Genomic DNA, 21,998 nt, shown 5'->3' with positions numbered 1-21,998 from the left:
TCGCCTCATGTCGCTGAATCACGTGCGCCCGTGGCGCAACATCTACCGCCGTAAATCCCGTCAGATCATGGTTGGCAATGTTCCCGTGGGGGGCGACGCGCCGATCTCGGTCCAGACCATGACCAACACGCTGACCACCGATGTGGCGGGGACCGTCGCACAGGTGCAGACGGCGGCAGAGGCAGGGGCCGATCTGGTGCGGATTTCGGTGCCTGACGAGGCATCGTCGCGCGCCCTGAAAGAGATTGTACCCGAATGCCCGGTGCCGATCGTGGCGGATATCCACTTCCACTACAAACGCGGGATTGAAGCTGCTGAGGCGGGGGCTGCTTGTCTGCGCATCAACCCTGGCAATATCGGCGATGAGAACCGGGTGAAAGAGGTCATCAAGGCCGCCCGTGACCACGGTTGCTCGATCCGGATCGGGGTCAATGCGGGCAGCCTGGAAAAGCACCTGCTGGAAAAATATGGCGAGCCGTGCCCCGAGGCGATGGTCGAGTCCGGGCTGGAGCATATCCGCATTCTCGAAGACAACGATTTCCACAACTTCAAGATCAGCGTGAAGGCCTCCGACGTGTTCCTGTCGGCTGCCGCCTACCAGGGCATTGCGGAAGCCACGGATGCGCCGATCCATTTGGGCATCACCGAGGCGGGAGGACTGGTTTCCGGCACCATCAAATCCGCCATCGGGCTGGGCAACCTGCTGTGGATGGGGATCGGCGACACGATCCGCGTCAGCCTGTCCGCCGATCCGGTGGAGGAGGTCAAGGTCGGCTACGAGATCCTGAAATCTCTGGGTTTGCGCCATCGCGGCGTCAATATCATCTCGTGCCCGTCCTGTGCGCGGCAGGGGTTCGACGTGATCAAGACGGTCGAAACGCTGGAACGGCGGCTGGAGCATGTGAAGACGCCCATGAGCCTGTCTATCATCGGTTGCGTGGTGAACGGCCCCGGTGAGGCGCTGATGACCGATGTGGGATTTACCGGCGGCGGGGCCGGGTCCGGTATGGTCTATCTGGCGGGCAAGGCCAGCCACAAGATGTCGAACGAGCAGATGATCGATCATATCGTGGAGGAGGTCGAGAAGGAGGCCGCTCAGATCGAAGCCTCCGAAGACGCTGCACAGGACGCCGCCGAATAGACCATGGATGGCCTCGTCATATCGCGCGCAACACCTGAGGATATTGCTCCGGTTCAGGCCATCGCGCGCGAGACGCTGCGCCGGACTGCGTCGGTGTTTCTGGGCGAAGAGACGGTTGCCGCGCTGATCGAAAGCGGGCAGACGGATGACGAGATCTCGGATCACCTGTCGAATCTTTATGTGGCCCGCGCCGAGGGCCGGATCGTCGGTTTTGCGATCTTCTGGGAGGGGTTTCTGCACCTGATGATGGTGGAGATCAGCCTGCATCGCAGCGGTGTCGGCACCGCGATCCTGCATTGGGTCGAGGCCCAGATGCGCGCGGCAGGCCATGACCGGGGGCATCTGCAGACCTTTGTGGGCAACGCGCAAGCCATTGGATTCTACCTGCGCAACGGGTGGGTCGAGACTCATCGCGACGGCCCCGAGGCCGGAGATTTCGCCAGGGCGACGTTTGAGAAGCCTTTGGATTAAGGACTCCCTTGGTCGGCTGATTATCTGAGCAAGGTTCGATGCCGGTTGCCCGTTGGCATCTCTGGCTAACAACGCCTCGGCCCTTCCTATTGGAGCACTCCAACGGGTGGCGCTTTGCCAACTCATTTGACCCTAAACAGTGGCAACGGAAAGCAACGTCCGAACACGACAGTTCGGGCCTGATCAGTGACAGCTCATCTTTGTCACGCCCCTGTTTGGTGCCTGTGTTGCCGGCGGGGCGCACGGTTGGTTTCGAAGGCTTCAACCTATCTGCGGGATAACCCTCGGCAACGAAAGGCCGGGCATCGCGGCGGGCAGACAGGAGCATCACATATGGTATTCGATTTCTTGCGTCGTGGATCGGCTGGCGAGGCGCCGGAGGCCAAGGCAAGCGCTGCCGGGCCGGTGGTGGCCTGGCACAATGCGGGCCGGGTGGCGTGGAGCCCGCGCGATACCGTGTCGCTGACGCGGACGGGTTTTTCGGGCAACCCGGTGGGGTTCCGGTCCGTCAAGCTGATTGCCGAGGCGGCGGCGGCGCTGCCGCTGGTGCTGCAGGACCGGGAGCAGCGCTATGACGTGCATCCCTTGCTGGCGCTGATGCGGCGGCCCAATGCGGTGCAGGGCAAGGCGGAACTGCTGGAGGCGCTGTTCGGGCAGCTGTTGCTGTCGGGCAATGCCTATGTCGAGGCGGTGCAGGCGGAAGAGGGTCTGCCGGTCGAACTGCACGTTCTGCGCTCGGACCGGATGAGCGTGGTGCCCGGCGCCGATGGTTGGCCGGTGGGGTATGATTATACGGTGGGGGCGAAAAAGCACCGCTTTGACGCCTCGGCGATCTGTCACATCAAGTCGTTCCATCCGCAGGATGACCATTACGGGTTCTCGCCGATGCAGGCGGCGGCGATGGCGGTGGATGTGCATAACAGTGCCTCGCGCTGGTCGAAATCGCTACTCGACAACGCGGCGCGGCCGTCCGGTGCGCTGGTCTGGAACGGTGGCGACGGGCAGGGCGTGATGGCCGAGGATCAGTTCCGGCGGCTGAGTGACGAGATCGAGGCGAATTATCGCGGCGCGCGCAATGCGGGGCGTCCGATGGTGCTGGAAGGGGGGCTCGATTGGAAACCTATGGGGTTCTCGCCCTCGGATATGGAGTTTCAGAAGACCAAAGAAGCCGCCGCCCGCGAGATCGCGCTGGCCTTTGGGGTCCCGCCGATGCTGCTGGGAATTCAGGGGGATGCGACCTATTCGAACTATCAGGAGGCCAACCGGGCGTTCTATCGCCTGACCGTGCTGCCCCTGGTGACGCGGGTGGCGGCGGCGCTGTCGGACTGGTTGTCGGGGTTCATCGGGGAGGAGCTGGTGCTGAAGCCGGATCTGGATCAGGTGCCCGCCTTGTCCGCCGAGCGGGATGCGCAGTGGGCGCGGGTGACGAATGCCGATTTCCTGACCGATGCCGAGAAGCGGGCGCTGCTGGGGCTGCCGGTGCTGGCGGAGACTGCCGATGGCTGATGGGCCGGGATATCCGCCGTTCGAGTGTGCTCCGGGGTTGCAACTGGCCGCGCATGAGCGGGTGGCCGCGATCCAGCATGAGCATCTGTGCCGCAGGCTGGATCAGATCGAAGAGATGATGGAGCGGCTGGAAAAGCGGTTGTGGCTGACCGTTTACGGGGTTGTGGCGGTGATCCTGGCGCAGGCGTTTCAATCGGTTTTGGTGGCGGCGCCTTAGGATTTCAACGGGTTACAAGGAGTGTTTCATGGAGATGGACACCGGGCTTGAACACAAGTTCGCGCGGTTCGGCGACGGGCTGACGGTGACGGACGATGCGGTGATCGAGGGCTATGCCAGCCTGTTCGGCCAGACCGATCAGGGCGGCGACAATGTGCAGAAGGGCGCGTATAGGGCCTCGCTCAAGGGGCTGGAGTCGGCGGGTCAGCGGGTCAAGATGCTGTGGCAGCACGATCCGGCGCAACCCATCGGCGTCTGGGACGAGGTGCGCGAGGACGAGACCGGCCTGTGGGTCAAGGGGCGGCTGCTGGAGAGCACCCAGACCGGGCGCGAGGCGGCGGCGCTGATCAAGGCGGGCGCGATTGACGGGCTGTCGATCGGCTATCGCACCAGGCGGGCCTTGAAGAACGAGAAGGGCCAGCGGCTCTTGACGGAACTGGAGCTGTGGGAGGTGTCGCTGGTGACCTTTCCGATGCTGCCCAGTGCGCGGGTGGCGGCCAAGGGGGCAACCCCCGAGGCCGGGGACATCTGGCGCGAGATTGCCGAGGTGTTCAGAGACGCCCGGCTGGAGCTGGCGCGAAACTAGCGCGCCGAAAACTCACCCCCAAGAAGGAAGTGCTGATGAGCAAGACCGAAGTGCCGGCCTTGGCCGGAGAGGGTGTGCCCCTGGCTCAGGAGGTGAAGCAGGCGATGACTGGCTTCGTGAATGAGTTCAAGGGCCTACAGGCTGAAGTTCAAACCAAACTGCAACAGACAGAAGAGCGACTGACCATGCTGGATCGTAAATCAACCATCGCGGCGCGTCCGCATCTGGCGGCCTTTACCGACGAGGGCGCGCCGCATCAGAAGGCCTTTGACGCCTATGTGCGTTCGGGCGACGACGATGGCCTGCGCGGGCTGGAGATGGAGGCTAAGTCGCTGTCGAGCGCGGTCAACAGCGATGGCGGCTATCTGGTCGATCCGCAGACCGCCGAGATCATCAAGTCGGTGCTGAAATCGACCGCGTCGATCCGTTCGATTGCGTCGGTGGTGAATGTCGAGGCGAACTCGTTCGATGTGCTGATCGACCATACCGATGTGGGCGCGGGCTGGGCGGATGAGAATTCGGCGGCGACCGAGACGGCGACGCCGTCCATCGACCGGATTTCGATTGCGCTGCACGAACTGAGCGCGCTGCCCAAGGCATCCCAACGCCTGCTGGATGACAGTGCGTTCGATGTCGAGGGCTGGCTGGCCGGTCGTATCGCCGACAAGTTCGCCCGCGCCGAGGCGGCGGCATTTATCTCGGGCGACGGGGCCGACAAGCCCAAGGGCATTCTGGATCATGCCAAGGTCGACAACGATGTCTGGACCTGGGGCAATATCGGTTATGTGCCGACCGGTATCGACGGTGGCGTCGATGCGGATGCGATTGTCGATGTGGTTTATGCGCTGGGCGCGCAGTACCGCGTCAACGGCACCTTCGTGATGAACTCGAAAACCGCCGGTGTGATCCGCAAGCTGAAGGACAGCGATGGTCGCTTTCTGTGGTCGGACGGTCTGGCCGCCGGTGAGCCTGCGCGCCTGATGGGTTATCCGGTGCTGATCGCCGAAGATATGCCGGATGCAGGATCGGACAGTTTCTCGATTGCTTTCGGCGATTTTTCTGCCGGTTACACCATCGCCGAGCGTCCCGATCTGCGCGTGCTGCGCGATCCGTTCAGCGCCAAGCCGCATGTGCTGTTTTACGCCACCAAGCGTGTGGGCGGCGATGTGAGCGACTTTGCCGCGATCAAGCTGGTGAAATTCGGCGCCGCCTGAGCGCGCGCCGGAGCCGGGGCGGGGTGACCCGCCCCGGGTGGCGGGCACGGGCCGGGGTGAGATCCCCTGCGTTGTCTAGCTGCTCCCCTCCGTCCGAGCAACGTGGGGCGGCACGTGCCCGCTTTTCCTGAAGATGAGGGCCCCCGGAGGGGTTCGAGCTTGCGGAGTGAATTGATGATGTTGATCGAAGAGACCTCGGTTCCGGATGCCGCGCTGCCGGTGGACCAGTTCAAGGCGCATTTGCGGCTGGGCACCGGGTTTGCCGAGGACAATGTGCAGGACGAGGTGCTGAAGAGCTTTCTGCGGGCGGCGATTGCGGCGATCGAGGCGCGGACGGGCAAGGTGCTGATCGCGCGGGAATTTTCCTGGAGCCTGAACGGCTGGCGCGATCGCGGGGGCGAGGTGCTGCCGGTGGCGCCGGTGACCGGGGTCGACGCGGTGACGCTGGCGGATGCCGAGGGCGTCGAAGCGGTGGTTGAGGTTGGTTCGTACCGGTTGGAACCCGACAGCCAGCGGCCGCGTTTGCGTCCGGCAGGCGCGTTGCTGCCTGCGGTTGGGACCGGTGGGTCGGTGAAGATCGCCTTTACCGCCGGGATGGCGGCGGATTGGGGCGGGTTGCCGGCCGATCTGGGCCAGGCGGTGCTGCTGCTGGCGGCGCATTACTACGAATATCGTAACGAGACCGCCTTGGGCGATGGCTGCATGCCCTTTGGGGTCACCAGTCTGATCCAGCGTTATCGGATGGTGCGGTTTGGTGCCGGGGTAGTGCATTGAAGGCGCCGCATCTGAACCGGCGTCTGGTGCTGGAGGCACCGGTGCGCAGTGCCGATGGCGCGGGGGGGTACACCGAGAGTTGGGCGGTGCTGGGCACGCTCTGGGCCGAGGTGAGTGCGCGCAGCGGGTCTGAGAGATCGATTGCCGGGGTGCCGGTGTCGCGGGTGAGCTATCGCATCGTCGTGCGGGGGGCTCCGGAAGGGTCGAGCATGCGCCCGGCGCCGGATCAGCGGTTTCGCGATGGTGCGCGCCGCTTCGTGATCCGGGCGGTGGCCGAGCGCGATCCGGCGGGCCAGTACCTGACCTGTTTCGCGGATGAGGAGGTGGCGGCATGAGTTATGGCGTATCAGCCGCGCTGCAGGCGTCGGTGTATCAGCAGCTTGTTGCGGATGCGGAGGTCAGTGCACTGGCTGATGGGGCGATTTACGACGCGGTGCCGTCGGGTTCTGTGCCGCAGACCTATGTGACGCTTGGGCCCGAGGAGGTGCGCGAGGCCTCCGACGGGACTGGCGCCGGGGCGGTGCATCGCTTCACGGTCTCGGTGGTGTCCGAGGCGGCCGGGTTTGGCGCCGCCAAGACGCTGGCGGGCGCCGTGTGTGACGCGCTGGAGGCGGCGCCGCTGACGCTGGCCCGGGGGCGGGTGGTGGGGCTGTGGTTCGAGCGGGCTTCGGCCCGGCGTACCGGAACCGGCGGCGCGATCCGCCAGATCGATCTGAGATTCCGCGCCCGCGTGGAAGACGACTAAGCAACCAATCTTTGGAGAGAGCATATGGGTGCCCAGAACGGTAAGGACCTGCTGGTCAAAGTGGACATGAATGGTACGGGTCTGTTCGAGACCATCGCGGGGCTGCGGGCCACGCGGGTGAGTTTCAACGCGGAAAGTGTGGATGTGACCAGCCTGGAGAGCCAGGGCGGCTGGCGCGAACTGCTGTCGGGGGCGGGGGTCAAGTCGGCCTCGATCTCGGGCTCGGGCGTGTTCAAGGACGCCGGCACCGATGAGCGCGCACGGCAGTTGTTCTTTGATGGCGAGACGCCTGCGTTCCAGGTGATCATCCCAGATTTCGGCATTGTCGAGGGGCCGTTTCAGGTGACCGGCATCGAGTATGCGGGCTCGCACAATGGCGAGGCGACCTATGAGATGAGCATGGCCAGCGCCGGGGCGCTGAGCTTTACCGCGCTGTAAACCGCCATGGCCAATCCGTGGACGGGCGAGGTGGCGCTGACCATCGACGGGGAGCGGCGGGTGCTCAAGCTGACCTTGGGCGCATTGGCCGAGTTGGAGCAGGAACTGGAAACGGGGTCTCTGGTCGAGCTGGTGCAGCGGTTCGAGGCGGGGGGGTATTCCAGCCGGGATGTGCTGGCGCTGGTCGTGGCCGGGCTGCGGGGCGGCGGCGCCGATGTGGCGCGGGCCGATCTGCTGCGCGCCGAGATCGCGGGCGGGCCGATGGCGGCGGCGCGGGCGGCGGCGGAGTTGCTGGCGCGGGCCTTCATGGTGCCGGGTGAGGCATGAGCGGGTTCGACTGGCCTGCGCTCATGCGGGCCGGGCTAGTGGGGCTGCGGCTGACGCCGGAGCAGTTCTGGCGTCTGACGCCTGCCGAGCTGCGGCTGATGCTGGGGCAGGGCGCCGGGCACCCCGCGCTGAACCGGGCGGGGCTGGACGCCCTGCTGGCGGCTTATCCGGACAAGACACGAGGAGAGAGTGATGACGGATCGTGACGGGTTTGACGACCTTCAGGACACCGGCGAGACGCTGGGGGAAACGCTGGGCGATGCGGCGACCATGGCGGCCGGCTTCGATGCCGAGCTGCGCCGGGTGCGGTCGGCCTTTGCAGAGACCGGCAAGGATGTCGCGACGCTGGAGCGGGGGCTGTCCAAAGGGTTGCGGCGCGCCTTCGACGGCGTGGTGTTTGACGGGATGAAGCTGTCGGATGCGCTGGAAACGGTCGCGCGGTCGATGATCCAGACCACCTATTCGGCGGCGATCAAGCCGGTGACGGATCATTTCGGCGGCATGCTGGCCAAGGGTGTCGGTAATCTGGTTGGCGGGCTGCTGCCCTTTGCCGATGGCGGCAGTTTTGCGCAGGGCCGGGTGATGCCTTTTGCCAATGGCGGTGTGGTCAGCGGTCCGACCACCTTTCCGATGCGCGGTGGCATCGGGTTGATGGGTGAGGCCGGGCCCGAGGCGATCATGCCGCTGGCGCGGGGTGCGGACGGAAAGCTGGGGGTGCGCAATTCCGGCGGCGGGCGGCCTGTGAGCGTGGTGATGAACATTTCGACCCCCGATGTGCAGGGGTTCCGCCGCAGCCAGGGGCAGATCGCGGCGCAGATGAGCCGCGCGCTGGGCCGTGGCAACCGCAATCGCTGATCGGGGAGATAGACATGAATTTTCACGAGGTGAGATTTCCCGCCAACTTAAGCTTTGGCTCGGTCGGCGGGCCGGAGCGGCGCACGGATGTGGTGACGCTGGCCAACGGGTACGAAGAGCGCAACACGCCCTGGGCGCATTCGCGGCGGCGCTACGATGCTGGGCTGGGGATGCGGTCGCTGGACGATATCGAGACGCTGATTGCGTTTTTCGAGGCGCGGCAGGGGCAGATGTACGGGTTTCGCTGGAAGGACTGGTCGGATTTCAAATCCGGATTGGCCTCGGGCGATGTCGCGTTTGGCGATCAGGTGATCGCGCAGGGGGACGGGGTGAAGACCGCCTTTCCGCTGATCAAGACCTACCGGTCGGGCGAGTTCAGCTATGCGCGGCCCATCGTCAAGCCGGTGCAGGGCACCGTGCGGATCGGCATCGAGCAGGACGAGATGAGGGAGGCGGTGGACTTCGAGGTGGATCTGACCTCGGGCCTTGTCACCTTTGCCACACCGCCTGCCGAGGATGTTCAGATCACCGCCGGGTTCGAGTTCGACGTGCCGGTGCGCTTTGACACCGACCGGATTCAGACCAGCGTTGCGAGTTTTCAGGCCGGTGACGTGCCCAACGTGCCCGTGGTGGAGGTGCGGGTCTGATGGCGGGGATGAGCGAGGCATTTCGCGCCCATGTTGAGAGCGGCCTGACGACGCTTTGCCGCTGCTGGGCGATCACCCGCGCGGACGGGGTGGAATACGGGTTTACCGATCACGATTGCGCGCTGTCGTTCGAGGGGATGACCTTCAAGGCCGATACCGGTTTGACCGCGATGGCGGTCGAGCAGGCGACGGGGCTGTCGATCGACAACAGCGAGGCGATGGGGGTTCTGTCGGATGCCGCCGTGCGCGACGAGGACATCGAGGCGGGCCGGTTCGACGGGGCCGAGGTGCGCGCCTGGCTGGTCAACTGGGCGAAACCGGATCAGCGGTGGCTGCAGTTTCGCGGCTCGATTGGCGAGCTGCGCAGGGCGGGTGGCGCGTTTCACGCCGAGATCCGGGGGCTGACGGATGCGCTGAACCGTCCGTTGGGGCGGATTTATCAGAAGCCGTGTACCGCCGTGCTGGGCGATGCGCAGTGCGAATTCAAGACCTCGACGCCTGGCTATTCGACCGAGGTGCCGATTGCGTATGTGGATGATGCGCGGGTCTTTCGCTGGCCGGATATGACCGGGTTCGAGCCGGGGTGGTTCCAGCGCGGGCGGCTGACGGTTGTCAGCGGCTCGGCGAAGGACCTGTGGGGGTCGATCAAGCGGGATGCCTTTGACGGCGGGTTTCGGGTCATCGAGCTGTGGGAACCGGTGCGCGGCGGGGTGCAGGCCGGAGACCGGGTGCAGCTGGTGGCGGGGTGCGACAAGCGGATGGGGACCTGTCGGCTGAAGTTCAACAATCTGGTGAATTTTCAGGGGTTTCCGGACCTGCCCAATGAGGATTGGGTGATGGTGGTGCCCAAGAAGACCGGCGCCAATACCGGCGGGAGCCGCAGGTGATGGGCGCGCGGATGGATGTGGTGCAGGCGGCGCGGGGTTGGCTGGGCACGCCTTATAGACATCAGGCCTCGGTTCGGGGGGCCGGGACGGATTGTCTGGGGCTTCTGCGCGGGGTGTGGCGGGAGCTCTATGGGGCCGAACCCGAGGCGGTGCCGGCCTACAGCATGGACTGGTCCGAGCCGCAGGGTGAAGAGCGGATGTGGGCCGCCGCGCGGCGGCATCTGAGCGAGGCGCCCCGGGACGGGTTGGAGCCCGGAAACGTGCTGCTTTTCCGGATGCGGGCGGAGGCGGTGGCCAAACATGTGGGGATCGCGGCCGGGACCGGCGCACGGCCCAGTTTCGTGCACGCCTATTCGGGGCGTGGCGTTGTCGAAAGCCCCCTGAGCGAACCCTGGCTGAAACGGGTGGTCGCTCGGTTCGAATTTCCCCTGGAGGTGCTCTGATGGCGACGATACTTCTGTCTGCGGCGGGGGCCGCGATTGGTGGCTCAATCGGCGGCACGGTGGCGGGGCTTTCGACCGCCGTGATCGGCCGGGCGGTTGGGGCCACGCTGGGGCGACTAATCGACCAGCGCCTGCTGGGCGGCGGCAGCGAGGCGGTCGAGACCGGCAAGGTCGACCGGTTCCGGCTGACGCAATCGGGCGAGGGGTCTCCGGTTGCGGATGTCTACGGGCGGATGCGCGTGGGCGGGCAGGTGATCTGGGCCTCGGAGTTTCTGGAGAGCACGCAGACCACCACCAGCGGCGGTGGCGGCAAGGGGGCGCCCCGGCAGCCGGAGGTGACGACCACCAGCCACAGCTACTCGGTGTCGCTGGCCATTGCGGTGGGTGCCGGGCAGATTGCCGGGATCAGCAGGATCTGGGCGGATGGCGAGGAAATCCCGCATGCCGATCTGAACATGCGCGCCTATCGCGGGACGAAGACCCAGTTGCCCGATCCGCTGATGGAGGCGGTCGAGGGCGCCGGGCAGGTGCCCGCCTATCGGGGCACCGCGTATGTGGTGATCGAGGATCTGCCGCTTGAACCTTATGGCAACCGGGTGCCGCAGTTTTCCTTCGAGGTGGTCCGGCAGGAGCAGCCGGGGCAGCCCGATTACGGCGACCGGCTGAGCAAGATCGTCAAGGGCGTGGCGCTGATGCCGGGCACCGGGGAGTATTCGCTGGCGACCACGCAGGTGAACTATACCAACGGGCCGGGCAGTTACTGGGCGGCGAACACGAACTCGCCCTCGGGCAAGACCGATTTCCTGACCTCTATGGACGCGCTGGAGGCGGAGCTGCCGGGATGCGAGGCGGCCTCGCTGATCGTGTCGTGGTTCGGGGGCGATCTGCGCTGCGGGTCCTGTGAGATCCGGCCCAAGATCGAGCGCGCCAATATCGATGGGCACAACATGCCGTGGCGGGTCTCGGGGCTGACCCGGGCCACCGCGCAGGAGATCGTGCGGGTCGACGACCGTCCGATCTATGGCGGCACGCCTGCGGATGCGGCGGTGGTTGAGGCGATCCGGCATCTGAACGGCAGTGGCAAGCGGGTGATGTTCTATCCGTTCATCCTGATGGATCAGCTTGAGGGCAATGGCCTGCCGGACCCGTGGAGCGATGCGGATGATCAGCCGCATCTGCCGTGGCGGGGGCGGATCACGCTGAGCGCGGCGCCGGGACAGGAGGGCTCACCCGACGGGACGGCGCAGGCGGATGCGCAGGTGGCTGCGTTTTTCGGCACAGCCTCGGCCTCGGATTTTGCCGTGGGAGACGGGACGGTGACCTATTCGGGGCCGGATGAGTGGAGCCTGCGCCGGTTCATCCTGCATAATGCGGCCCTCTGTGCGGCAGCCGGCGGCGTATCCTCCTTCTGTATCAGCTCGGAAATGCGCGGGCTGACCCAGATCCGGGGCGCGGCGGGCTTTCCGGCGGTGGCGGCGTTGCGGCAGTTGGCGGCGGAGGTGCGCGCATTGTTGGGGCCGGGCACCAAGATCGGTTATGCGGCGGACTGGTCGGAATATTTCGGCTATCAGCCCGAGGACGGCAGTGGGGACCGGTACTTCCATCTCGATCCGCTCTGGGCCGATGACAATGTCGATTTCGTTGGCATCGACAATTACATGCCGCTCTCAGACTGGCGCGACGGGGATGAGCATGTGGATGCCAGGGCCGGTACGCGCTCGATCTATGAGCTCGATTACCTGCAAGGCAATATCGAGGGAGGCGAGGGCTACGACTGGTATTATCACTCGTCTGAGGCGGAGCAGGCGCAGATCCGCACGCCCATCACCGATGGCGAGCATGACGAGCCGTGGGTGTGGCGCTACAAGGACCTGCGCAGCTGGTGGTCCGAGCCTCATCACGAGCGGATCGGGGGCGTGCGGCAGGCGAACGCGACGGCGTGGGAGCCCAAGTCGAAGCCGATCTGGTTTACCGAGCTGGGCTGTGCGGCCATCGACAAGGGGACCAATCAGCCGAACAAGTTTCTGGACCCGAAATCCTCGGAATCGAAGCTGCCGAAACAATCCAGCGGCGCGCGGGACGATCTGATCCAGATCCAGTACCTGCGGGCGATGCTGGGATATTGGGGGCAGTCGAGGAACAACCCGATCTCGTCCGAATATGGCGGGCGGATGATCGATCTGTCGAACGCCTATGTCTGGGCCTGGGATGCGCGCCCGTTTCCGGTGTTTCCGAACCACCGGGAGCTGTGGAGCGATGGCAGCAACTATGCGCGTGGTCACTGGTTGAACGGGCGGGCGGGCAATCGCACGCTGGCCTCGGTGGTGACTGAGATCTGCCGCCGCTCGGGTGTGACCGATATCGATGCGTCCGAGCTGTGGGGCGTGGTGCGCGGCTATCTGATCGAGGATGTCTCGGACGCACGCTCGGCGCTGCAGCCGCTGATGCTGCGCTACGGGTTCGATGCGATCGAACGGGACGGGGTGCTGAAGTTCCGGATGCGTGACGGAGTGCGGCCGCTGGATCTGGAAGCGGATCAGTTTGCCCGGAGTTCCGAGGTGGACGGGACGGTGGAGCATCGCCGCGAGGCCGAGGCCGAGATGACCGGGCGGGTGCGGTTGAAATTCGTGCAGTCGGATGCCGATCACGATGTGGTCGCGGAAGAGGCGGTGCTGCCCGATACCGCGACCCATGCGGTGGCCACGAATGAGATGCCGCTGTCGATGACCCGTTCCGAGGGTCGTCAAACCGTTGAGCGGTGGCTGACCGAGGCACGCGTCTCGCGCGAGACGGCGCGGTTCGCGCTGCCGCCGTCGATGATGGCGCTGGGTGCGGGGGATATCGTGCATCTGCCCGAGACGGACGGTGGCGACAAGGTGCGCTATCGTATCGACCGGGTCGAGCAGGCCGAGCTGCAACTGGTGGACGCGGTGCGGATCGAGCCGAATTTCTACGTGCCATCGGAGATCCAGGAGGATCTGCCGGGCGTCCGGAGTTTCGTGCCGCCTTTGCCGGTGCTGCCGCTGTTCATGGACTTGCCACTGATGACCGGGGACGAGGTGCCGCACGCGCCGCACCTGGCGGTTACGGCTGAGCCGTGGCCCGGCAGCGTGGCGGTCTATTCCTCGCCCAGCGACGACAACTATGCGCTGCAGGAGATCGTTGCCAGCCGGGCGGTCGTAGGGATGACCGAGACGGCCTTGCCCCGGGCCTCGGTGGGGTTGTGGGATGATGGCCTAGCGCTGCGGGTGAAGCTGATCAGCGGGGCGCTGGAATCGCGGCCCCGGGATGCGGTGCTGAACGGGGCCAATCTAGCCGCGATCGGGGATGGCAGCAGCGGGCGGTGGGAGCTGTTTCAGTTCAGCGATGCCGATCTAGTGGCCGAAGGGACCTATCTGCTGTCCGGGCGCTTGCGGGGGCAGTTGGGAAGCGACGCGCTGATGCCGGATGTCTGGCCTGCCGGGTCGACCTTTGTTCTGTTGGATCGCCGAGTGGTGCAGACCCGCCTGACCCGGTCCGAGCGCAGGGTGGCCAAGCATTACCGCATCGGGCCCGCGCGCCGTGGCTATGACGACCCTTCCTATGGGCATCTGGTTGAGGCGTTCGACGGCAACGGCCTGCGGCCCTATTCGCCCGCGCACCTGAGCGCGATGCCGGAGGGGGGCGGAACCCGGATCAGCTGGATCAGACGGACCCGAATCGATGGGGACGATTGGAGCGGCGTCGAGGTGCCGCTGGGCGAAGAGAGCGAATCCTACCTGCTGCGGGTACGCAAGAATGGCAGCGTTCTGCGCGAGGTGACGTTGGGGGCACCCGGCTGGCTTTATGGCGCGGCGATGCAGGCCGAGGATGGGGTTACGACCCCGTTCGAGGTTGAGGTGGCGCAGGTCTCCGCCTCATATGGCGCAGGCCCGGCCTCACGCATCACCGTGGATTGAGGCGGCCATGCGCCCGGTTTTGCACGGTGATGTCAGCTCGGCTGCGCGGGCGCTGCTGTATGCGCCGCCCGCGCAGCGGGACCGGTTGTGCAGGCGTCTGGTGGTCGAGGCCGAGATTGCGGATCGGCATGTGGCGGCCACCGGCAGGCTGCATCCGCTTTATGGCAACGGCTCGCTGATGGCGGCGGCGCGCAAGCGGATGCTGGCGGATGAGCCCGGGTTTGACGACCCGAACTATTGCGCCTGTTTCGAGATGGTGTTGCGACAGGTAGTGCGATTCCGGCTCAGCCGGAGGCACAACTGACGCAGCGGCTGGCGGCGAGGTCAAGCTCAAGACGACCACGAGGGATATCCTCGCCACACTCCTCGCAATAGCCGTATTCACCTTCGTCGATCCGCTGGAGGGCGGCGCGGAGTCGCTGCGCCTCGACATCCCGGCGCGCCTGTTGCGCCTTGGCCATGGCCTGATTCTGCAGTGCGTCCATCCGGCTCAGGCGGCCGACCGCCTGCTGGTCGAGCTGGACAACGGCCTGCGCATCGAGACCGGCGGCGGAACTTTCGTCCAGTTCTGCCAGCTTATTGCGGATCATCTGCCTGAAATGGTCGAGATCGGTCTCATTCATTTCTGTTATCCCGCGCATCATGGGTTTGCGTTTGGTATTTTCCGCCTTAGATGGGTATTCTAGGCGCAGCAAAGGACGTTTGGCCATGATCGAAACGCGCAGAAAACTGACACCCGTAGACCCTGTCTGGGACCGCATCTCATCTGAGGCGCAGGACGCCGTGGCGAAAGAGCCGCTGATGGGCGGGCTCGTGCACGCCTGTATTCTGCACCACAAGAGTCTTGAGCGGGCGCTGTCCTATCGCATCTCGGCCAAGCTGTGTTCGAACGAGATGTCGATGATGGTGTTGCGCGAGATCGTCGATGAGGCCTATGCGGATGACGCCGACGTGGTCGAGGCCGCGCGCGCCGACCTGATGGCCGTGTTCGAGCGTGACCCGGCCTGCCACCGCCTGTTGCAGCCGATCCTGTATTTCAAGGGCTATCAGGCGATGCAGGCCTATCGCGTGGCGCATTGGCTGTGGCGGAAGGGCCGGTACGATCTGGCCTATTTCTTCCAGATGCGCTCATCCGAGATTTTCGGCATCGACATCCATCCCGCCGCCCGGATCGGCAAGGGGATCATGATCGACCACGCCCATTCCATCGTGATCGGTGAGACGGCGGTGGTGGGCGACAATGTCTCGATGCTGCATTCGGTGACGCTGGGCGGGACCGGCAAGGAGGAAGAGGACCGGCATCCCAAGATCGGCAACGGTGTGCTGATCGGGGCGGGGGCCAAGGTTCTGGGCAATATCAAGGTCGGCAATTGCAGCCGCATTGCGGCAGGCTCGGTGGTGCTGCAGGAGGTGCCGGCGTGCAAGACCGTGGCTGGAATCCCCGCCAAGATCGTCGGCGAGGCTGGGTGCGATCAGCCCGCGATCTCGATGGATCACATGCTGGGCAAAGATCAATAACCATTGCCGAAAAATAGAAAAGCCGCCCAATCCGGGCGGCTTTTTTCGTTAATGATATTCCCAAACGGCGATATGGGCAGGGGCGGGAAACTCGACCGCTCCTTCCGGGTTGGTGAACTGACCGAAGGTTTCTTCGGCCGCAGCAACGAGTGCCTCAAAACCGTCATCGTCGATGAAATCGGATAGCGTCCAGCCGCGAACGTCCATGCGAACCCACTCGCGAATTGAGGCGAACCGGGCGACGCCGGGTTCGGTGGTTATGTGCGCGGCGTCCAACCCGCCTGCGTTAAGCACATTCTGAAACTCATGCCGGTCACCCAGATTGAAGGGTGCGCGCAGGGCGTCAGCGGCCTGGGCTCCGAACATCGACTCGATCAGTCCGATCATCTCGGCATATCCAGGGGAATTTTCGGCCCGATCCCAGACGGACAGGGCGATCCGGCCATTCGGGCGGACCACGCGTCGCATCTCGTTCAAGGCCTGTGTTCGATTGTCAAAGAACATTACGCCAAACTGACACAGTACGGCGTCGAATTCTCCATCGGTAAACGGCAGCGCTTCGGCAAGCCCCTCCACCCATTCGATTTCGTCTGCATGGGTTGCTGCCACTGCGAGCATCCCTTCATTTCGGTCAAGCCCGGTCACCCCGCCACCGGGTGATACGCGTCGCACCGCTTCGCGGGTTGTCGCGCCGGTTCCGCAGGCGACGTCCAACACGGTTTGGCCGGGCGCAACGCGGGCCCGGTCGCATAGAGGCCCCGCCCACGCGCCAAAGAGCGCGGGAACGAAGATTTCATCGTAGATTTCAGCGGCGGTGGTCGAGACCTGGCCCGCGATGGCAGCTTGCGTCGTCATGTCGTCACCTGTCGATGTTGTTCACCTGGGGCAGCGTGACCTTTTGCGTGCCACGAAGTATAGTTCGAATTTTGTAGTGGCACGAAAGGCGAGGCCATGAAGTCCTACGGTCAGTTCTGCCCGGTCGCGAAAGCGGCTGAGTTGTTTTGTGAACGATGGAACGCGCTCATCATACGGGATCTTGCCGCAGGTCCGCGCCGCTTCGGCGCGTTGCAGCGCGGCGTACCGCTTATGTCTCCGTCGCTTTTATCCGCGCGGCTAAAGTGGCTTGTCAGCGAGGGCGTGATCGAGCGCTGCGAGTTGGATGGCCAGCACAAAGGGTATGTGCTGACCGAGGCCGGGCGCGAATTCGTCCCCCTTGTCGAGGCGCTTGGCATCTGGGGACAGCGGTGGACGCGTCGTGAACTCGAAGAGCAGGAAATGGATGTGGGGCTGCTGGTGTGGAGCCTTGAAAGTTCCTGCGATCCGGGCGCGTTTGATGGAAAAAGATGCCTGCTTCGCTTGGAACTGACCGATCAGATTCCGTCCAAACAGTTCTGGTGGTTTCTGAACCACGAGGAAAAATGCGAGCTGTGCGTGGACGATCCCGGGGGGGAGGTGAATCTGTATCTGGCCTGCACGCTGGCGGACGCGATCTACATCGTCAGGGGCGATCTGACGCCTGAGATGGCGGTAGAAACCCGGCGTCTGGAACTTCTGGGCGATGGATGGGCGCACCGGGCATTCACGCGCTGGCTCAACCTAAGCCCTTTGACCAAAGTGGGGTCCCGTCGCGTCGCCGGATAGTGCAAAGCCGGCCCTAAGGACCGGCTTTGGATGTTTCAGACTGGATCAGGCCAGCATGACCATCGGGTTTTCCAGATTGTCGACGATGGCCTGCAGCAGTTGCGCCCCCAGCGCGCCGTCGATGACGCGGTGATCGACCGACATGGTGACGGACATTACGGTGGCCACTGTCAGTTCTCCATCCTCGCCCACGACAGGTTTCTTGGCGCCGGTTCCGACGGCTAGGATACCTGCATGGGGCGGGTTCACGATGGCATCGAAATTGTCGATGCCGAACATGCCGAGGTTCGAGACCGCGAAAGTACCGCCCTGATATTCATGCGGTGCGAGTTTGCGCTCGCGGGCGCGGGCCGCAAGGTCCTTCATTTCGGTCGAAAGTGCCGAGAGCGACTTGGTGTCGGCATCCAGGAGAACCGGAGTGAAGAGGCCGCCTTCGATGGCGACAGCGACGGCTACATCCGAGGGTTTGAGCTGTAGCACCCGGTCGCCTGCCCAGACGGCGTTGCATTCCGGGACCTGCTGCAGCGCGTTGGCAACCGCCTTGATGATGAAGTCGTTGACGCTGAGTTTGACCCCGCGTGCATCAAGCTGCTTGTTGAGTTGGCTGCGGAATTTCAGCAGCGCGTCGAGCTTGATGTCGCGGCGCAGGTAGAAATGCGGGATGGTTTGCTTGGCCTCGCCCAGACGTGCGGCGATGGTCTTGCGCATACCGTCGAGCTTGATTTCCTCGTAGTCGCGGCCCTCGTACATGCGGGCGACCATGTCCGCCGAGGGGCCGGTTGCCGGGGCTGCGGCAGGTGTCGGCGCTGCTGCGGCGGGGGCGGCAGCCGGGGCCGGGGCGGTTGCGGTCGCGCCTTCCACATCCGCCTTGACGATGCGGCCATGGGGGCCGGAGCCGGCGATCTGGCTCAGGTCCAGGCCTTTCTGGGCGGCGATGCGGCGGGCCAGCGGCGACGCGAAGATGCGGTTGCCATCTGCCGCCTTGGGGGCTGCCGGGGCAGGGGCGGGCGCCTCGGAGCCCCCTGAGGGGGCCGCCCCGGTTCCCGCGTCGGCTGCGGGTGCAGCCTCCGGCGCCTTGGCCGGGGTGGTGGCGATATCATCAGCGCTTTCGCCGTCTTCCAGCAGCACAGCGATGGGGGTGTTGACCTTGACCGCCTCGGTGCCTTCGGGGATCAGGATCTTGCCGACCACGCCTTCGTCGACGGCCTCGAATTCCATCGTGGCCTTGTCGGTTTCAATTTCGGCCAGCAGGTCGCCGGAGGAGACGGTGTCGCCCTCTTTGACAAGCCATTTGGCGAGCGTGCCTTCCTCCATCGTGGGAGAGAGGGCAGGCATTAGGATTTCGGTGGGCATCTCAGCGCTCCTCAATCAGAGTAATTTGGTCAAAAGGCGCCCTGGGGCGCCCGGTACCGCGTGCGAGCATGGCGATCGCGGCCTCGATTTTCTCTTTGTTTTCAGCCATCCAGACATAGGCCGTCTGATGGGAGGGGCGCGTGCCGATCAGCCGCATATCCGCCGCCAGACGCTCGGGCACGAGCGCAGTGACGGTGCGACCGTCGACGTCCAAATCGACGCGGTAGCATTCCGTTGCTGGATCGCGGCCCCTGATCTCCATCGTCTTACCGGTAGGTCACCTGTTTCACCGCCGCGATCACCTCATCGGTGGTGACCAGTGCGAGTTTTTCCAGGTTGGCCGCATAGGGCATAGGCACGTCCTTGCCGGTGCAGTTGGTCACAGGGGCGTCGAGATAGTCGAACGCTTCCTGCATCACAACCGACGAGATGTAGCTGCCGACCGAGCCTTGCGGCCAGCCTTCCTCGACCGTGACCAGACGGTTGGTTTTCATCACCGAGTTGATGATGGTGCCGGTGTCCATGGGCCTGAGCGTGCGCAGGTCGATCACCTCGGCATTGATGCCTTCTTCGGCCAGCTTGTCGGCGGCTTCGAGCGCGTATTGCATGCCGATGCCGAAGCTGACGATGGTGACGTCCGAGCCCTCGCGCCAGATCCGGGCCTTGCCGAAGGGGATGGTGAGGTCATCCACGACCGGCACGTCGAAGCTGCGGCCGTAGAGGATTTCATTTTCCAGGAAGATCACCGGGTTGGGATCGCGGATCGCGGATTTCAGCAAGCCTTTGGCGTCTGCGGCGGAGTAGGGCATCGCCACTTTCAGACCGGGGATTTGCATGTACCAGGCGGCATAGTCCTGGCTGTGCTGCGCCGCCACGCGGGCTGCGGCGCCGTTGGGGCCGCGGAACACCATCGGCGCGCCCATCTGACCGCCGGACATGTAGAGCGTCTTGGCCGCCGAGTTGATGATCTGGTCGATCGCCTGCATGGCGAAGTTGAAGGTCATGAACTCGACGATGGGCTTCAATCCGCCAAAGGCCGAGCCCACGGCGATCCCGGCAAAGCCGTGCTCGGTGATCGGGGTGTCGATGACGCGCTTAGAGCCGAACTCATCCAGCAGACCCTGGCTGACCTTGTACGCGCCCTGATATTCGGCGACCTCCTCGCCCATCAGGTAGACATCCTCGTCGGCGCGCATTTCCTCGGCCATCGCGTCGCGCAGGGCTTCACGCACGGTCTGTGCCTTCATCTCGACATCTGCGGGCCAGTCGGGCGAGAGGTCCACTTTAGGTGCTGCGGGTGCAGTTGCCCGGGCAGGGGCTGCGTGCGCCTCGGAGCCCCCTGCGGGGGCCGCCTCGTTGCCCGCGTCGGCTGGTGCCGACAGGATGGCGTCGACGCTTTCGCCCTCTTCGACGAGGATCGCGATGGGGGTGTTCACGCGGACGGCTTCGGTGCCCTCGGCGATCAGGATCTTGCCGACGATGCCTTCGTCAACGGCCTCGAACTCCATCGTCGCCTTGTCGGTTTCGATTTCGGCCATGATGTCGCCGGAACTTACGGTGTCGCCTTCCTTGACCAGCCATTTGGCCAATGTGCCCTCTTCCATCGTGGGCGAGAGTGCAGGCATGAGAATTTCGGTTGCCATGTCTAATCGTCCTCTCAGGCGTAAATGTCTGTCCAGAGCTCATCCACGGACGGCTCGGGGCTTTCTTTCGAGAAATCGGCGGCCTTGTTGACGATCTCCTTGATCTCCTTGTCGATCGCCTTGAGGTCGTCTTCGGACGCGTGTTTGCCGGTCAGCAGCATCTCGCGGACCTGCTCGATCGGATCGCGTTCCTCGCGCATTTTCTGCACCTCTTCGCGGGTGCGGTACTTGGCCGGGTCCGACATCGAGTGGCCGCGATAGCGGTAGGTCTTGACCTCGAGGATGTAGGGGCCCTTGCCCGCGCGGCAGTGGGCGACGGCCTTTTCGCTGGCTTCCTTGACGGCCAGAACATTCATGCCATCGACGGTTTCGCCGGGAATGCCGAAGGCTTCGCCGCGGGTGTAGATGTCCGGTGTCGAGGTCGAGCGTTTCTGGGCGGTGCCCATGGCGTACTGGTTGTTCTCGATCACGAAGATCACCGGCAGTTGCCAAAGTGCTGCCATGTTGAAGGTCTCATAGACCTGACCCTGGTTCGAGGCGCCATCGCCGAAATAGGCGAAGGTCACGCGGCCATTGTCCTTGTAGCGATCGGCGAAGGCCAGACCGGCGCCCAGCGGCACCTGCGCGCCGACGATGCCGTGGCCGCCATAGAAGTGCTTCTCTTTCGAGAACATGTGCATCGAGCCGCCCTTGCCCTTGGACAGGCCGCCCTCGCGCCCGGTGAGTTCGGCCATCACGCCGCCCGGGTCCATGCCGCAGGCCAGCATGTGGCCGTGATCGCGGTACGAGGTGATGCGCTTGTCGCCCTCTTCGGTCGCCGCCTCAAGCCCGACCACAACGGCCTCTTGTCCGATATAAAGGTGACAGAAACCGCCGATGAGACCCATGCCATAAAGCTGGCCTGCCTTTTCCTCGAATCGGCGGATCAGCAGCATTTCGCGGTAGTAGTGTTTCAGCTCGTCCGCCGAAACGTTTGGTTTCTTTGTGGTTTTTCGCGCAGCCATCGTGGCGACCTCTCCCTTTCGGCAAGATAGTTTAGCGTTAAACTATCTCATAATGCATTTCGTGCTGTCTGGCGAGGGGAAATGTGACGCAGCGTCGGAGCGGGCCGGAGACCGCTCAGAGAGTAGCCGGTTTGAACAAGGAAAGAGGGTGCAATACCGCGGTTTTTGAGCTCGGGTTAGCGGATCACGATCTCATCTGCGCGCAGCAGGCCCAGAATCGAACGGGCTTGCTGGTCGAGCAGGTCGAGATCGAGATAGGTGTCCGAGAGGCGGCGGGTGAGGTTTTCCATCTCTGCGATCTCACCCTCAAGCCGGGCGAGGTCGCGCGACAGGGCGTCCCGCTCCGCTGCAATCTCGACCCGCCGGAACAGGCCGAAATCGCCCTGCACGGCCGCGAAGGTGAAATAGACACCCAGCGCAAACGCCACCGCGAAGAACAACACTGCGCCCAGGCTGGGCCGATGGGAACGGGACACTCTGTTTACCGCCGTATGAACTGCCTCAGAAACGTGCCCTTTGCGGGCATCTGCGGTCACTATGTCATAGGTGATTCGCGATGTGAATCCCCTTTGTCACAAAAATCCGCCCGTGATTCCAATGGGCTGGCGAAAAAGCGCCCCATAGTGGGGCGCCGCCTTCGGCTTGCGTAT

Annotated in this window: 27 protein-coding genes; 20 read left to right on the top strand and 7 right to left on the bottom strand. The window is 64.4% G+C overall.

Translation table 11 applies throughout. From position 1 onward, the window contains the following. The first annotated feature begins 7 nt into the window (after positions 1-7). From ispG to AB3N21_RS19235, 18 genes are all read left to right on the top strand, one after another. Positions 8-1,141, top strand: coding sequence for a flavodoxin-dependent (E)-4-hydroxy-3-methylbut-2-enyl-diphosphate synthase (gene ispG, locus AB3N21_RS19320; RefSeq protein WP_367936744.1), 1,134 nt, complete (start codon positions 8-10; stop codon positions 1,139-1,141). 3 nt (positions 1,142-1,144) lie between these two features. Further along, entirely contained in the window at positions 1,145-1,612 is a 468-nt protein-coding gene (locus AB3N21_RS19315; protein ID WP_367936743.1) for an N-acetyltransferase family protein, read from the top strand. Positions 1,613-1,945: 333 nt separating this feature from the next. Further along, complete coding sequence (locus AB3N21_RS19310) at positions 1,946-3,118, top strand: phage portal protein (protein ID WP_367936742.1); 1,173 nt, start codon at positions 1,946-1,948, stop codon at positions 3,116-3,118. Continuing rightward, the gene (locus AB3N21_RS19305) at positions 3,111-3,335 is read left to right on the top strand and encodes a hypothetical protein (protein ID WP_367936741.1); all 225 of its coding nucleotides are present in this window, start codon (positions 3,111-3,113) and stop codon (positions 3,333-3,335) included. The genes AB3N21_RS19310 and AB3N21_RS19305 overlap by 8 nt, the downstream gene beginning before the upstream one ends. A 28-nt stretch (positions 3,336-3,363) precedes the next feature. Continuing rightward, entirely contained in the window at positions 3,364-3,921 is a 558-nt protein-coding gene (locus AB3N21_RS19300) for an HK97 family phage prohead protease (RefSeq protein WP_367936740.1), read from the top strand. Positions 3,922-3,956: 35 nt separating this feature from the next. After that, positions 3,957-5,135 (top strand): phage major capsid protein, encoded by a 1,179-nt coding sequence (locus AB3N21_RS19295; RefSeq protein WP_367936739.1) that lies wholly within the window; start codon positions 3,957-3,959, stop codon positions 5,133-5,135. Positions 5,136-5,309: 174 nt separating this feature from the next. Beyond that, positions 5,310-5,909 (top strand): head-tail connector protein, encoded by a 600-nt coding sequence (locus AB3N21_RS19290; protein WP_367936738.1) that lies wholly within the window; start codon positions 5,310-5,312, stop codon positions 5,907-5,909. Continuing rightward, positions 5,906-6,244 (top strand): phage head closure protein, encoded by a 339-nt coding sequence (locus AB3N21_RS19285; RefSeq protein WP_171179424.1) that lies wholly within the window; start codon positions 5,906-5,908, stop codon positions 6,242-6,244. The genes AB3N21_RS19290 and AB3N21_RS19285 overlap by 4 nt, the downstream gene beginning before the upstream one ends. Continuing rightward, on the top strand, positions 6,241-6,654 hold the full coding sequence (locus AB3N21_RS19280; RefSeq protein ID WP_171179425.1) for a DUF3168 domain-containing protein: 414 nt from the start codon (positions 6,241-6,243) through the stop codon (positions 6,652-6,654). Before AB3N21_RS19285 ends, AB3N21_RS19280 begins: the two co-directional genes overlap by 4 nt. Before the next feature lie 24 nt (positions 6,655-6,678). After that, positions 6,679-7,092: a phage major tail protein, TP901-1 family gene (locus AB3N21_RS19275; protein ID WP_171179427.1), complete on the top strand. Its 414-nt coding sequence runs from the start codon at positions 6,679-6,681 to the stop codon at positions 7,090-7,092. Between the two features lie 6 nt (positions 7,093-7,098). Beyond that, entirely contained in the window at positions 7,099-7,419 is a 321-nt protein-coding gene (locus AB3N21_RS19270) for a gene transfer agent family protein (RefSeq protein ID WP_171179429.1), read from the top strand. Further along, complete coding sequence (locus AB3N21_RS19265; protein ID WP_171179431.1) at positions 7,416-7,625, top strand: rcc01693 family protein; 210 nt, start codon at positions 7,416-7,418, stop codon at positions 7,623-7,625. The genes AB3N21_RS19270 and AB3N21_RS19265 overlap by 4 nt, the downstream gene beginning before the upstream one ends. Further along, complete coding sequence (locus AB3N21_RS19260) at positions 7,612-8,274, top strand: phage tail tape measure protein (protein WP_367936737.1); 663 nt, start codon at positions 7,612-7,614, stop codon at positions 8,272-8,274. The genes AB3N21_RS19265 and AB3N21_RS19260 overlap by 14 nt, the downstream gene beginning before the upstream one ends. 14 nt (positions 8,275-8,288) lie before the next feature. Further along, positions 8,289-8,921 carry a TIGR02217 family protein gene (locus tag AB3N21_RS19255; protein ID WP_367936736.1) on the top strand — a complete coding sequence of 211 codons (633 nt, stop codon included), beginning with the start codon at positions 8,289-8,291 and terminating at the stop codon, positions 8,919-8,921. Next, positions 8,921-9,808 (top strand): DUF2163 domain-containing protein, encoded by an 888-nt coding sequence (locus tag AB3N21_RS19250; protein WP_367936735.1) that lies wholly within the window; start codon positions 8,921-8,923, stop codon positions 9,806-9,808. The genes AB3N21_RS19255 and AB3N21_RS19250 overlap by 1 nt, the downstream gene beginning before the upstream one ends. Beyond that, entirely contained in the window at positions 9,808-10,251 is a 444-nt protein-coding gene (locus tag AB3N21_RS19245) for an NlpC/P60 family protein (protein ID WP_367936734.1), read from the top strand. Before AB3N21_RS19250 ends, AB3N21_RS19245 begins: the two co-directional genes overlap by 1 nt. Continuing rightward, positions 10,251-14,189, top strand: a complete 3,939-nt coding sequence (locus AB3N21_RS19240) for a glycoside hydrolase/phage tail family protein (protein ID WP_367936733.1) — start codon at positions 10,251-10,253, stop codon at positions 14,187-14,189. The genes AB3N21_RS19245 and AB3N21_RS19240 overlap by 1 nt, the downstream gene beginning before the upstream one ends. Before the next feature lie 7 nt (positions 14,190-14,196). Continuing rightward, positions 14,197-14,493 (top strand): hypothetical protein, encoded by a 297-nt coding sequence (locus AB3N21_RS19235; protein ID WP_367936732.1) that lies wholly within the window; start codon positions 14,197-14,199, stop codon positions 14,491-14,493. Here the strand turns inward: AB3N21_RS19235 and AB3N21_RS19230 are convergent. Beyond that, a complete protein-coding gene (locus AB3N21_RS19230; RefSeq protein ID WP_367936731.1) occupies positions 14,474-14,812 on the bottom strand; it encodes a TraR/DksA family transcriptional regulator in 339 nt (112 codons plus the stop codon). The two genes, AB3N21_RS19235 and AB3N21_RS19230, sit on opposite strands and share 20 nt — an antisense overlap. A gap of 85 nt (positions 14,813-14,897) precedes the next feature. Here AB3N21_RS19230 and cysE point away from each other — a divergent pair, with 85 nt between their 5' ends. After that, positions 14,898-15,707, top strand: coding sequence for a serine O-acetyltransferase (gene cysE, locus AB3N21_RS19225; protein WP_171179445.1), 810 nt, complete (start codon positions 14,898-14,900; stop codon positions 15,705-15,707). A gap of 48 nt (positions 15,708-15,755) precedes the next feature. Here the strand turns inward: cysE and AB3N21_RS19220 are convergent, their stop codons facing one another. Then, a complete protein-coding gene (locus AB3N21_RS19220) occupies positions 15,756-16,562 on the bottom strand; it encodes a class I SAM-dependent methyltransferase (RefSeq protein WP_367936730.1) in 807 nt (268 codons plus the stop codon). Positions 16,563-16,658: 96 nt separating this feature from the next. Between AB3N21_RS19220 and AB3N21_RS19215 the strand changes: the two genes are divergently transcribed. Next, positions 16,659-17,348, top strand: a complete 690-nt coding sequence (locus tag AB3N21_RS19215; RefSeq protein ID WP_367936729.1) for a winged helix-turn-helix transcriptional regulator — start codon at positions 16,659-16,661, stop codon at positions 17,346-17,348. Between the two features lie 45 nt (positions 17,349-17,393). On the opposite strand, the gene AB3N21_RS19210 is transcribed toward AB3N21_RS19215, so the two are convergent. From AB3N21_RS19210 to AB3N21_RS19190, 5 genes are all read right to left on the bottom strand, one after another. Then, entirely contained in the window at positions 17,394-18,701 is a 1,308-nt protein-coding gene (locus AB3N21_RS19210; RefSeq protein ID WP_367936728.1) for a pyruvate dehydrogenase complex dihydrolipoamide acetyltransferase, read from the bottom strand. 1 nt (position 18,702) lies between these two features. Continuing rightward, complete coding sequence (locus tag AB3N21_RS19205; protein WP_367936727.1) at positions 18,703-18,963, bottom strand: hypothetical protein; 261 nt, start codon at positions 18,961-18,963, stop codon at positions 18,703-18,705. Between the two features lie 4 nt (positions 18,964-18,967). Then, a complete protein-coding gene (locus tag AB3N21_RS19200; protein WP_367936726.1) occupies positions 18,968-20,344 on the bottom strand; it encodes a pyruvate dehydrogenase complex E1 component subunit beta in 1,377 nt (458 codons plus the stop codon). A 14-nt stretch (positions 20,345-20,358) separates the two neighbouring features. Next, on the bottom strand, positions 20,359-21,348 hold the full coding sequence (gene pdhA / locus AB3N21_RS19195; RefSeq protein ID WP_367936725.1) for a pyruvate dehydrogenase (acetyl-transferring) E1 component subunit alpha: 990 nt from the start codon (positions 21,346-21,348) through the stop codon (positions 20,359-20,361). Between the two features lie 176 nt (positions 21,349-21,524). Next, a complete protein-coding gene (locus tag AB3N21_RS19190) occupies positions 21,525-21,824 on the bottom strand; it encodes a septum formation initiator family protein (protein WP_367936724.1) in 300 nt (99 codons plus the stop codon). Positions 21,825-21,998: the final 174 nt, after the last annotated feature.

Source organism: Ruegeria sp., assembly GCF_040830605.1.
GTDB lineage: Bacteria > Pseudomonadota > Alphaproteobacteria > Rhodobacterales > Rhodobacteraceae > Ruegeria.
Note: the sequence above shows the minus strand (reverse complement) of the source record. Positions and strands in the feature narration are given on the sequence as shown.